Genomic DNA, 12944 nt, shown 5'->3' with positions numbered 1-12944 from the left:
TATCTGCATTACAATCTACTTGTTAATTTTTCACTTTTAATTATAAAGTGTTCCCGCATTTAATACCGGTGTTGCAGCTTTTTCTCCGCAAAGAACCACCATTAAATTGCTTACCATTGCTGCTTTTCTTTCATCATCAAGCTCAACAATATTCTCTTCTGAAAGCTTTTTCAATGCAAGGTCTACCATTCCTACAGCTCCTTCCACAATCTTGGTTCTTGCTGCTACAATAGCCGTTGCCTGCTGTCTCTGAAGCATAGCTCCTGCAATTTCCGAAGCATAAGCCAAATGCGAAATTCTGGCCTCCTGAATCACAATTCCAGCTTTTGAAAGACGATCTGTAAGTTCCTGTTCCAAAATAGAATTGATTTTATCTCCACCTTCTCTCAACGTAATCGGAGCATGATCATCCTCTAAATTATCATAAGGAAAGCTCATTGCCAAATGACGTACTGCTGCTTCACTCTGCATTTTCACGAAATCAGAATAACGCTCTACATCAAAGGCCGCTTTGTAAGTATCTCCAACCTTCCATACGATTACGACTGCAATCTCAATAGGGTTACCCATTTTATCATTTACTTTCAAAGTCTGTCCCTGTAAATTTTCAGAACGTAAAGAAATTTTTTGCGATGAATACAAAGGATTGATGAAGAATAATCCATTCTCTTTTACACTTCCCACATATTTTCCAAAGAAGTTTAATACTCTCGAATGATTCGGTTGAATAATCATTAAGCCTTTTAAGAAAAAGCACGAAAGAAGAAAACAAAGCATGGCGATAACCACATAGGCTATACTTTGATCTACTCCGGTAACAAAGAAATAGACTGCTGCCACAAACAAGGCCAGGCAAATGACCAGTGTAAGATAACCCGACATAGGTTTTAATGTTTTTTCCATAATTGAATTTTAATTTGATATTATTTTGATATCATAAAGATAGTAATTGATTTTGAATTACAAATGATAAATTTTGTTTTTTTTGAATGAGGTGCAGGTTTTGGGTTTCGTGGTACGAGCTGCGGGTATTTTAACTAACGCAAGGTTCTCGAGGTTAATTTATTGCGATGCATCATATTTTTGTTCGCAAAGCCTCTTCGTTTAGCTAAGACTACTATTTTCTTTGCTGAGTGAAACGCCTTTGCGAACAATAATCATCATAATATAATCATTGCGTACTTAGCGTTAAAACGGCTCATCCCAATGCTAAAACAATAGAAATAAAAAAATCCCGGAAAGTAAATTCCGGGATTTTATTTTTTATGTTCAGATCGTTATTTCTTTGTTAAAGCTTTAAACTTTATATAAGAAACAGCTGATAAAATAATCATTGTTGAGATTCCGATGTATACCCAGGCTGGTACCGGTACCGGATCTCCTGCTGCGTATGAGTGAAGTCCGCTCAGGTAATAGTTTACTCCAAAATAAGTCATTACCATGGAACAGAATGCAAACATTGTTGCTACGTGGAATGCCCATCTGCTTCTCAATCCAGGTACTAATCTCATGTGCAGTACAAATGCATATACCATGATGGAAATGAAAGCCCATGTTTCTTTCGGGTCCCAGCTCCAGTATCTTCCCCATGATTCGTTGGCCCAGATTCCTCCTAAGAAGTTTCCTACTGTTAAAGCAAACAATCCGATGGTTAATGACATTTCAGAAACAATTACCAGTTCCTTTAATGTAGTATCATGGTGAATTTTATACGTTTCTTTATTGGAGATGATATAGAATACCAATGAGATTACAGCAATGATCATGGAGAGTGCGAAGAATCCATAACTTGAAGTAATAATTGCTACGTGAACAATTAACCAATATGATTTCAATACCGGAACAAGCGGCGTGATCTGCGGATCAAGAGCTGAACCTCCGTGAGCAAATCCCATCATAATAACTGCTACCATAAATCCTGCTGCAGGAATCAGTGCATTGGCATTTCTGTACAGGATTAAACCGGCTGTAATACCTACCCAGGAAATAAAGATAATGGCTTCATATCCGTTACTCCAGGGAGCGTGTCCAGAGATATACCATCTTGCAACAAGTCCTAAGAAATGACACAGATATCCAATTAAACCAACCGCAATGATTGCTTTAATTACTTTGTTTAATACTTTATTTGATTTGAACAGCTCAACAAATCCTAAGATCAGAAGAAGTCCTCCAACAAGCGTATAGAAAATCAACAATTTGAAGTTGATATCTGCTTTATTCATAAATACTTCAAGATCAACTTTAGATTTAGCAGGAACTACGGCTTTCCCCCATTTCTGCTGATATTCTGAAAGTTTAGCCAATTCCGCATCTGCTTTGCTCCAGTCACCGGTTTTTTGTGCCGTAAGCGCTTCTGCAAAATAAGGTCCCATTACCTGCTGAGATTCCATGTCCGGTTCGAACTTCTGGTCTAACCATGAATGCCATGTATGGTTGGCATCATTTTTCACAGGAACAATTCTCATAAACTGGCCGCTGAAGAACTCATTGAAGATCTGCACTCTTTCGTTGACAGCAATTACTTCTTTATCGTAGTTTGTTTGTTCAGCAGGTTTTTTACGGAAAGCTGTGTTATAGTCGTGTTCAAGGATATATGTTAAATTTCCGTTTGCATCTGCAGGGAAAAGGTTCATCAGTGAAGTATATCCATCTTCATTGGCCTTTGTTTTATTTTTCAGTTCATCACCACCTTTAGGTCCAACTTTGATCATTGGAACCATTGTCCAGCTTGGGGTGTCTGTATTGATAGAAAGGAACCACTGGTTAGCAGTAAGAGACTTTCCGTCTGTTCCTTTGAATTCGTCTTTTTTGTATAATTTTCTTAAAACATCTAATGCTTCTGTGTTGATAGGAACAATTCTTCCTTCAAAACTTTGCACTAAAAGATATCCGAATTTATCTGCATGTTCTTTGCTGATTTTGTTTCTTGCAATGATTTCATCCGGAGAAATGGATCTCATTTTCCCCATTGGAGTTGCCAGAGAATTCTGCTTCGGAGCAGCGCCATCAAGCGGCTGGGCAGACGGAGCCGGAGCATGGGAATGGTTGTCCCCTTCCACATGGATATGTTCTCTGCTTCCATCGGTTGTTCCATGAGTTTCGATTTTCTGAGCATTTAAACCTAAGCTTAAAAACACTAAAAGTACTGCTGCTGCTTTCTTTTTGTTAACGTCAGCCAGCATTTTATTTAATTTCCAGAAGTGAGTTCCTTTCCAGAAGAAAATTACAAACATTCCTAAGAATAAAAGTCCGTATCCGATATAGGAAATCAAAGTTCCCCAGTAATCGTGGTTTACAGAAAGAACGGTTCCCATTCTGTCCGGATCAAAACTCGACTGGAAGAAGCGGTATCCTTTATGGTTAAGAACGTGGTTCATATAGATTTTATAAGGAGTTTCTTTACCTTCATCAATGATTTTCACATGGCTTTCGTAAGCACTTGGAGATGAACTTCCAGGATATGTTTCCATCACGAAGTCATCCAGTTTCAATGCGAAAGGTGTGTTGTATACTTTAGGTCCGAATCCTACCATGATGTTTAATCCATCCATAGTAACCTGCTTGTAAGCGTTTGGATTTCCTTTTTCAACAGAAAGATCTACAATTTGTTTTGTTTTCGGTCCCTGAAGCTCAATCTGAAGCATATCCGGCACGTTAGCATCTTTCTTTCTGTCGCCTTCAATCGCCATCAGTCTTCCTTTTTTAAGACCTTCAGGTACTACCAGCTTCAGTTCGTTGATAGTGTATAAACTTCTGAGTGCCAAAGGCTGGAATTCATCTTTCACTGTACTTCCTGTCGCTTGTGTTGCCATGGTCATATAGCTTGCATCTACAGGTGTTTTGATGAATAATTTTCCGCCTTCATTTTTGAATTCAACAGCACCTTCAATAGCTCTGTTGAATGTCACCAAAGTACCGTTAATGGATTTTGTTTCTCCCGGTTTGATGTAAATGTTCTGTCTTCCGGTAGTTCCGGTAGAAACCAAATGAAGATATTCAGCACCGTTTGGCTCAGCGACAAGGCTGTCTTTTTTTCTTTGGATGTATTCCTTAGCAAACACTTTCACTTCTTTTCCGTGGAAGTCATAAGTTGCTTTCAGATCTTTGTGTAACGGAGACATCAGATAAGGAACATCCTGATAATTCAGCACATCACCTTTTTCTTCGATCTGAATTTTAAAGAAGTTTTTATCGGTTACGATTTCGTTGGATGTTTCACCCTCTCTGATGTGCATTTGTCCTTCAAAACTGATATATCTGGTGATAGCACCACCGATAAAAATAAAAATAAAGGCAAGGTGGAAAACAAGAACCGGCCACTTATCTTTTTTCCACAGTCTGTATCTTCCGATATTTCCTATGAAATTGAGAATCAGTAAGACCATGATCAGTTCGAACCATTTAGCCTCATAAATTAATGCTTTTGCTGTAGGAGTTCCGTAGTCGTTTTCTAAGAACGTTGCATAAGCCATCGCGAATGCGTACACCAGCAACAATACAGCCATTGTCCTGGTTGAGATAAGAATATCTTGGAGCTTCTTCATGATTTATTGTACTTGACATGCAAAAATAAGCATGATAAACCACAAAGAGCTTAAAAAAAGCTGTTTTTTATCACTTTGGCCTTGGTTTTGCTTATTTTGAAACATTCTTAATAAGCCCGAAAACATTAGGAAAAATTCAATTTTTAAAAATGTTAAAATTTGGATTCATATTACCTATCCAGGTGATTGAGAAACTCTATATTCAATCTTCTACCATCAACATAATCAGTTGACATGAAGTACATTACACTTCTAAACTGTGATTCGCCTCTACTTTTGATTCTATCTCAGTTATTAATGTATCAATTCCGCGCAGCGTTTCCTCCATTTTTTTAGCTTTTAAAAACAAATCCAGCGCTTCCTGATACTTCATTTTTTTCATATAGTAAATTCCTAAATTTTTATAGGCATCAGCATTTTCAGAACCAAGTTGTAATGAATCTTCAATATCCTTGCGCCCTTCTTCATAAAGATCCAAATTAATTTTTGCCAGTCCCCGGTTATTGTAAGAATATGAAAATTTTTTATCCACTGAAATGGCTTTGTTTAATAAAGGGATAGACTCTTCATATTTTTCGAGGAGAATTAATGTATATCCTTTGTTATTTAAAGCAAATTTATTGTCAGGATTCATTTTTAATGCTTTATCATAATATTCAAGAGATTCTGCCAACGCTCCTGTTTCAGTAAACGTTAATGCAAAATTCGTCCAGTCATCTGCAGTCATAGAAGGATTATTTTCTTTGAATATAATGGCTGTCTCTTTTGCTTTTTCAAAGTTCTTAGCATTAATATGGGATATTATTGCCATCCTGTAGATATCAAGGTCTTTTGATTCCTGCAGTAAACTGTCAAAGATTGATGCCGCTTCAGAATACTTCTTTTCGTTAAATTTATAGATTCCCTCCGTATATTCTTTAGGCAGTTTCTTCTGACGGATAAGATTGACAATAGCTTTTCCATCATTAGATATTGATCTTCCATCACTCATATAAACAACTTTCTGGCTCGGAAAAATATTGATTAAAAAATCAATTGCTGAAGAAACCATCAAGACGATGAAAAATAAAGTAAGAAATTGAGTATTTGAAATAATGAAATAAGAGAGTAACACTAATAATAAAGAGGCAGCCGGCCCACCAAACACATATAAAATCTGCTTGTTGACAGAAAATCTTTTCTCTTCAGATTCACACAGCCCTCTTCCCCATTTAAGAGGATTTTTAAATATATAAAAAGAAAAATCTTTAAAATTGATAGGAAAACTGTTATCCTTATCTCCATAAGAACCAATAAAGACATGTACTTTTTTTCTTGTAATCAGCCACACGGTAACAGCATGTCCCATTTCGTGAAAAAAAACAGTTAAAGGTCTGATCAATACTAAAAAGATGAAAATAAAAATTCCGGGTACACCAAATAATTCCATTAAAAAAAGTCTTCAATCAGTTATTAATTATCATTCTATGTTGTATTGAGTACAATTCCTGCTATGACATAAAAATCTGCGGCAATATACTTATTTTTCCAATGACATTTTCCTCCTGATTTTACTTAAAAACTCATGGGTAATTCCCAGATAGGATGCTACCTGCTGCTGGGTTATTCTTTGCTCTAATCCCGGATATTTTTCAAGGAATTCAAGATACCGTTTGTCCGCTGTTTTACCCGTTAAGGAAAGAATTCGTCTTTGCAGGGCAACAGAAGATTTCTGGTTCATGATTCTGAAAAGCTTTTCTATCTGTGGCATTACTTCGTACAGGTATTCTTTATCGTTTTTAGAAATCATTAAAACTTCACTGTCTTCAAGGGCTTCAATATTCAGAATACTGGGAACATTATTAATCAAACTGTCTATATCTGTAATCCACCAGCCTTCAACCGCAAAATATAAGGTTTGTTCAAATCCGTTTTCATTCAGGTAATAGATTTTAAAACAACCACTCAAAACAAACCCTTCAAAATTACAATAGTCCCCTTCTTTGAGAACCACTTCTTTCTTTTTAAACTTTTTGTATTCAAAAGGTTTTGTAAACTGGTTGAAATCCTCCTGGGAAAGGTTGATATAATTACTGATATTTTTATAGAGCAGATCGGACATTCTTTAATTTAAGCTAAATAAAGGTATCAAAATTATTGACACCTTTATTGAATTAAGTTATGTGAAGCTGTTTTTATATTAAGCAAATGATCTTTTTTAAATAAGCTTATTAGAAATCTTCTGTATTTGCTAAATAAAAAATATTAGAAAACGCAATGGCGCCAAGAATTTTTTGAAATATCAGCTGTTTTTAAGGCGCAAGGATTTTATCTATGATAAAATTTATTAGATTCATTTTGCTGGAAATCTTCGATTTCCTTGCGTCTTAAATTAAACAATATGTATGATAAAACTTTGCACCTTTGCGTTTACCCAACAAAAATTGAAGTTCATTGTACACGTTCCCTATCTGAAAATAGCCTTATTTTAAAAGTTCATCAGTATTTATTAAACGGGCATAGAGGTTTCCAAGAGCAGAAATTCCGGCCAAAAAGGATCTTTGAACTTCTTCAGCCTTTATCACTTCCCCATTCAGTTCACGGTTTCTGGTGGCTGTAGCATCGCCAATAATGGTATTGGTAAACCCGAAATCGAAAGCTGCTCTGGTGGTAGATTCCACACAGACATCTGTCATCATTCCTGCAATGACCAGATTTTTAATCTTCTTTGACTGAAGATAGTTCAGAAGATCAGTTTCCCTGAAACTGTTGGGAAAATGTTTAACAAGAACTTTCTCATCTTCCCTTGGTAAGACCAGAGGATTGATTTCAGCTCCCTCTGTACCCGGAAGAAAAAACGTTGCACCATCGTTGGTAGAAATATGCTGAACATGAATGACAGGAAGGTTATTTTTCCTGAAATAGTCTAAAATACTTCTGGCATTTTCGGCAGCCTGTTCGCTTTTTTCCAGTGTCATTTTTCCTCCCGGGAAGTAATCATTTTGTACGTCGATAATGATTAATGCAGTGTGTTCCATTTTTTGTTTTTGTGCGTTCATTGTAATCATTGAAATTAATATCAGACCTAAGGTCAGAAAAGTTTTGAATGTGTTTTCCATATATGAAATTTTATAGGTCAAAATTAAAGAGGCTTCAGGTCCTGGCCTTTGAACTAGTTCAAAAAACACTATTGAGATACAATAATTTCTAATATTGTTAATTTTTTCAATCCCTAATGTTTAAATCGAAAATTTTATTATCTTTTTAAAGAAAAACAAATCATAATCAGTTAATATAATTTAACGGTATCAGATTTGGATAAGCCAAAAAAATACCCTTATTTTATTCTGTCATAAAAGAAAATATTCTTAAAGTAAAAATTTTAAATAACCTTTATAAAAGCGGGATTACCAAAATATTTTTTGGGTAAAAAAGATTCATTTAGTGTTGAATAAAACATTAAATTTGCGACATTGATATTATGGATAAAAAGACACAAAAAAAACCGACTGAATCGCCTGAGAAAGGCAGAATCTTATCTAAGCCACGTATTTTTTTCGGGCTTACTTTTATACTTTTATCGGCTGTTCTTGCATTCTCATTCGTCTCTTATCTGATGAACTGGAAAGCAGATCAAAGCCAGGCAGGAACCATGCTGGACAAAAGCATAAAATCTTCCAATATATTTGGTAAGGTAGGTGACTGGCTTGGCAATATTTTCATTTTTGAAAGTATTGGTATCGCCTCGTTTATTATCGCATTTTTACTGCTTGTCGTAGGTACACTGATTCTTAAGAAAAAAATATTTAAACCCTGGAAAACTATCGGTCACTCTTTATTTTTTATCTGCTGGCTTCCTATTTTTATGGGAGCGCTTACTAAAGGCCAGGGTGTTTTAGGAGGCGTTTATGGATATCAGATTATGGACTATCTTAACTCCATCATCGGAGCAGTAGGTCTGTGGACGGTATTAGCGGCAAGTATCCTTCTGTATTTCATTCTTGAATTCAACCTTCGTCCAAGTTCTATCAAAGCAAAACTGGATAAGATCAATGAAAATACAATTGGAAAAGTAAAATCTATGATGCCGGACTCTAACGATAATTTCGAGGCCGATGAGGAATTGAGAGAAGAAGCCGAGGAAGTGGAAGAAGAAGAAACAGCATCGAGAGTTACTGTAAGTGATGTTACAAACCAGGTTGTCAATACTCCGGTTAATACAGTGAAAGCACCAGAACCCGTAAGTGCTCCGAAAGGATTCCCTGAAGTTCCGGTTTCAAACGAGATAGAAACCATCACCACACCGAACCATACTTCTTTTGATGCAGAACCTAAAGAGGTTTCCCAACCGGTAAGTTTAAACCTTTCTACCAAACCAATTGTTCCGGTTTCCAGCCCGGAGGAAGCATTTGATATCAGACCTTCTGCTCCGTCTCCGGCAGTACCTTCTACTCCGGCACAGGAAAATATTAAATTCAATGTAGAAGTAGCTCAGGTGATTGATGTTTTGGATGATTCTGATAAAAAGTCTCAGGAATTGGTAGAAAAGCATGGGCTTTATGATCACAAGCTTGATCTGGCTAATTTCCAGATGCCTCCTGTAGAATTGCTGAAAGATTATGGTAATGAAGAAATTTCTATCAATAAAGAAGAATTAGAAGAAAATAAAAATAAGATTGTCGGATTGCTGAAGAACTTCAACGTTGGTATCGCAGAGATTAAAGCAACAATCGGCCCGACAGTTACACTTTATGAAATTGTTCCTGAAGCAGGAATCAGAGTAGCAGCAATTAAAAAACTGCAGGATGATATTGCTCTGAACCTTTCTGCGTTAGGAATCAGAATTATTGCACCAATGCCAGGAAAAGGAACAATTGGTATTGAGGTGCCGAGAAAAAATCCTACAATGGTTTCTATGCGTTCTGTCATTGCTTCCCAGAAATTCCAGAATACGGATATGGATCTTCCGGTAGTTTTCGGAAAGACTATTTCTAACGAGATCTTCATGGCTGACCTTTCAAAAATGCCTCACTTATTGATGGCGGGAGCAACAGGTCAGGGTAAATCCGTAGGGATCAATGCTATTCTTACTTCCCTTCTTTATAAAAAACATCCTAGTGAACTGAAGTTCGTTATGGTAGACCCTAAAAAGGTGGAACTTTCATTATATTCAAAAATTGAAAGACATTATCTGGCAAAACTACCTGACGCAGAAGAAGCAATCATCACGGACACCAACAAAGTAATCAATACACTGAACTCACTTTGTATTGAAATGGATACCCGATATGACCTTCTTAAAAATGCTTTTTGTAAAAACTTAAAAGAATATAACAAGAAGTTTACGGAAAGAAAATTAAATCCTGAAAACGGACACCGTTATTTACCTTATATCGTATTGGTAGTAGATGAGTTTGCAGATTTGATCATGACTGCAGGAAAAGAGGTTGAATTACCTATTGCGAGACTTGCACAGCTTGCCAGAGCCGTTGGAATCCACCTTATTGTAGCTACGCAGAGACCATCCGTAAACGTAATTACAGGGATGATCAAAGCTAACTTCCCTGCAAGAGCTGCCTTCAGAGTAATCTCCAGTGTTGACTCCAGAACCATCCTTGACTCTCCGGGAGCAGATCAGCTGATTGGTAAAGGAGATATGCTTTATTTCAATGGAAACGAAATTTTAAGACTTCAGTGTGCTTTCGTAGATACTCCGGAAGTAGAAAGACTGGCAGAGTTCATCGGAGAACAAAAAGGATATGCTTCAGCGTTGTTGCTTCCTGAATATGTATCTGAAGACTCAACAAGTACAGTTGGTGCTTTTGATCCAAACGAAAAAGATGCTCTATTTGAAGAAGCTGCAAGAATTATTGTTTCTACCCAACAGGGATCTACATCAATGCTTCAGAGACAATTGAAACTGGGGTATAACAGAGCCGGCAGAATTATGGATCAGCTGGAAGCAAGCGGTATCGTTGGAGGCTTTAACGGAGCGAAAGCAAGAGAGGTTCTGATCAGTGACCTTCATTCTTTGGAACAGTTTTTGGAAGATCTGCGTAGTTAAAGGAAAAAACATCGTTTTAACCTTAAGAATTAAAGAAAATCTAACGATTATTAAATTAAGAAAATGAAAAATATTATTTCAAAAGTTATATTGGGAAGTTTTGTTGTAGGTGCAGTAGGTATGGCCAACGCTCAGAAGATTGATGCTAAAGCTAAAAAGATATTGGATGATATTACAGCCAACTACAATTCTAAAAAGAATTCTTACTTCAAATTTTCTTTTGGGAGCGGTCTTAACGGACAGGTAACAAAAACAGAACCCGGTATTTATTATGTTGCCGGAGAGAAATACAAACTGAAGATCATGGATACAGAACAGATCTTCGACGGTAATAAAATTTACAACATCAACGCGGATGACATGGAGGTAACCATTGCCAAGCCTAACGGAAGCAGCACCATGTTCTCCCCTATCAACTACCTTACAACCTACAGAAATGATTACAATGTAACTTACAACGGTAAGAAAGTAGTCAATGGCGTAAATGCAGACTTTATTAAACTGACTCCGGTAAAAGCTAACGGAATAAAATATGTGTACCTTTTTGTAGATTCAGCGAAAAAGCAAATGGTAAAACTTGAACAGCATGGAAACAACAAAGATGTTGCTGTAATTGCTATTAAAGAGTACAAAGAAAACCAGGAGCTGGATCCCAATATGTTTGTTTTTGACAAAAATAAGTTTAAAAACTACATCGTTACAGAACTTTAAAAAGCTGAAAGTGAATTCGCAACTATGTAAATTGACGTTTAAAGTTAAAAAAATAACAAAATATAAAAAGCCACAAGTAAACTTTGTGGCTTTTTGATTAATTTTGGCGCATGTTAAAAATACTAGACCGATACATTATAAAAACCTTCTTTGGACCGTTTTTCTTTATATTCAGCGTATTGTTTTTCATTTTTATTGTAAACATTATCTGGGTACAGTTGGGACAGTTTATGGGAAAAGGATTAAGCTACTGGCAAATCCTTAAACTTCTTTTTTATCTCGGAGTAAACGTCATCAGTATGGTTCTCCCGCTTACGATCCTTCTGGCGAGTATTATGTCGTTTGGTGAATTTGGAGAACGTTACGAGCTTGCAGCCATGAAAGCCGCAGGAATTCCTTTGACCAGGGTAATGACTCCCCTTCTGGGAATTTCAACGGCACTTGCTATCATGTTGTTTTTCTTCTCTAATAATATTATTCCGGATTTTCAGAAAAAAGCCAAGAACATGCTTTTTAATATTGCCCAAACCAAGCCGGCTATCAACTTTACTCCCGGACAGTTTATTGATCAGATTCCCGGTTATATGGTAAAATTTGATAAGATTTACGGGGAAAACGGAGAAAATATCGAAGGGGTTTTCGTTCATAAAAAAGCCAATGCCTTTGAAAACCAGCAATCTGTAGTAGCTGAAAAGGGAAAATTTGTTCCGGCTGCCAACAAGAACTTTCTAAAGCTGGTGCTGTATAACGGCTATGTGTTTGAAGATGCTTTTGCAGGAAAAGGTGATAATGTAAGACTGAAACAGCCTGATCAGGCTATTAAGTTTGACACACTGGTTTCCCACTTTGACATCAGTGAAATCATCAATAAAGCGATCGAAAAAGAACAGATTACAGATGACTACCGTTTCCAGACCTACAACCAGCTTGACGGAACGATTACAAAAACAAAAAAAGACAATAAACAGTTCTTTGATAATATAGGATCTGAGGTGCTTAACCAAACCAATTCTGTGATTACCTACATGGATAAAGGTAATAAGCATAAAGTAGCTCCGAAACAACAGATCAAACTGGATACGGTAAAAGGTGATAAAAAGCTGGAAATCATTTACAATTCCTATAACAGATTGGACAACCTTAAATCAACACTGGAATCTAAAAAGAACGAATACAGTTCCAATGTAAAATATTTCAGTAAAGTGGTGATCTACCAACAGAGAATTGTTGCATATTCGGTGACGTGTATCATCTTCTTCCTGATTGGAGCCAGCTTAGGGTCTATCATCAGAAAAGGAGGAATGGGACTTCCGGTTATTATCGCTATTGTTATTTTCATCATCTTTTACGTTATGAATGTTGGGGTAGAAAACATGTCATGGAGCGGGAAAATGAATCCTTATCTTGCAGCATGGCTTCCTAACCTGATCCTCCTACCTTTTGGAGTATGGATGACCTACAAAGCGCTTACAGACTCACAACTGTTTGATGCAGAAAAATACAAAGCATTGTTTAAACCCATCACCAAAAGGTTCACAAAAAGTAAAGAGCATCAGAGATATCAATAATTCTGATCTAAAAATAAGATTAAAAGCTTCGGAGAAATTCCGGAGCTTTTTTATTTGATTTTATATTAATAACTC

The 12944-nt window shown here is 36.5% G+C and carries 8 protein-coding genes; 3 read left to right on the top strand and 5 right to left on the bottom strand.

The genetic code is table 11. The features are described 5' to 3' along the window. Positions 1–36 precede the first annotated feature (36 nt). The 5 genes from J2786_RS04365 to J2786_RS04345 form a co-directional block, all read right to left on the bottom strand. Complete coding sequence (locus J2786_RS04365; protein WP_047431050.1) at positions 37–903, bottom strand: SPFH domain-containing protein; 867 nt, start codon at positions 901–903, stop codon at positions 37–39. A gap of 374 nt (positions 904–1277) precedes the next feature. Next, positions 1278–4547 (bottom strand): cytochrome c biogenesis protein CcsA, encoded by a 3270-nt coding sequence (gene ccsA / locus J2786_RS04360; protein ID WP_047431053.1) that lies wholly within the window; start codon positions 4545–4547, stop codon positions 1278–1280. Positions 4548–4791: 244 nt separating this feature from the next. After that, positions 4792–5976, bottom strand: a complete 1185-nt coding sequence (locus J2786_RS04355) for a tetratricopeptide repeat protein (RefSeq protein WP_047431056.1) — start codon at positions 5974–5976, stop codon at positions 4792–4794. 90 nt (positions 5977–6066) lie between these two features. Further along, positions 6067–6648: a Crp/Fnr family transcriptional regulator gene (locus tag J2786_RS04350; RefSeq protein ID WP_047431059.1), complete on the bottom strand. Its 582-nt coding sequence runs from the start codon at positions 6646–6648 to the stop codon at positions 6067–6069. 361 nt (positions 6649–7009) lie between these two features. Further along, positions 7010–7645, bottom strand: a complete 636-nt coding sequence (locus tag J2786_RS04345; protein ID WP_082001962.1) for a cysteine hydrolase family protein — start codon at positions 7643–7645, stop codon at positions 7010–7012. Positions 7646–8007: 362 nt separating this feature from the next. Between J2786_RS04345 and J2786_RS04340 the strand changes: the two genes are divergently transcribed. The 3 genes from J2786_RS04340 (at position 8008) to J2786_RS04330 (ending at position 12869) form a co-directional block, all read left to right on the top strand. After that, a complete protein-coding gene (locus tag J2786_RS04340; protein ID WP_047431062.1) occupies positions 8008–10590 on the top strand; it encodes an FtsK/SpoIIIE family DNA translocase in 2583 nt (860 codons plus the stop codon). Between the two features lie 63 nt (positions 10591–10653). Continuing rightward, positions 10654–11301: an outer membrane lipoprotein periplasmic chaperone LolA1 gene (gene lolA1 / locus J2786_RS04335; RefSeq protein ID WP_047431065.1), complete on the top strand. Its 648-nt coding sequence runs from the start codon at positions 10654–10656 to the stop codon at positions 11299–11301. A gap of 110 nt (positions 11302–11411) precedes the next feature. After that, the gene (locus J2786_RS04330; RefSeq protein WP_047431067.1) at positions 11412–12869 is read left to right on the top strand and encodes an LptF/LptG family permease; all 1458 of its coding nucleotides are present in this window, start codon (positions 11412–11414) and stop codon (positions 12867–12869) included. Positions 12870–12944 lie beyond the last annotated feature (75 nt).

This window comes from Chryseobacterium vietnamense (assembly GCF_031454475.1).
GTDB classification, from domain to species: Bacteria; Bacteroidota; Bacteroidia; order Flavobacteriales; family Weeksellaceae; genus Chryseobacterium; species Chryseobacterium vietnamense.
The sequence above is the reverse complement of the archived record's forward strand: the minus strand, read 5'-3'. Positions and strand labels throughout refer to the sequence as shown.

Excerpts from the sequence above, each read along its gene's own strand:
- lolA1 (WP_047431065.1), top strand. The coding sequence starts at position 10,654 with ATGAAAAATATTATTTCAAAAGTTATATTGGGAAGTTTTGTTGTAGGT.
- J2786_RS04350 (WP_047431059.1), bottom strand. The coding sequence starts at position 6,648 with ATGTCCGATCTGCTCTATAAAAATATCAGTAATTATATCAACCTTTCC.
- J2786_RS04345 (WP_082001962.1), bottom strand. The coding sequence starts at position 7,645 with ATGGAAAACACATTCAAAACTTTTCTGACCTTAGGTCTGATATTAATT.
- J2786_RS04355 (WP_047431056.1), bottom strand. The coding sequence starts at position 5,976 with ATGGAATTATTTGGTGTACCCGGAATTTTTATTTTCATCTTTTTAGTA.
- J2786_RS04340 (WP_047431062.1), top strand. The coding sequence starts at position 8,008 with ATGGATAAAAAGACACAAAAAAAACCGACTGAATCGCCTGAGAAAGGC.
- J2786_RS04365 (WP_047431050.1), bottom strand. The coding sequence starts at position 903 with ATGGAAAAAACATTAAAACCTATGTCGGGTTATCTTACACTGGTCATT.
- ccsA (WP_047431053.1), bottom strand. The coding sequence starts at position 4,547 with ATGAAGAAGCTCCAAGATATTCTTATCTCAACCAGGACAATGGCTGTA.
- J2786_RS04330 (WP_047431067.1), top strand. The coding sequence starts at position 11,412 with ATGTTAAAAATACTAGACCGATACATTATAAAAACCTTCTTTGGACCG.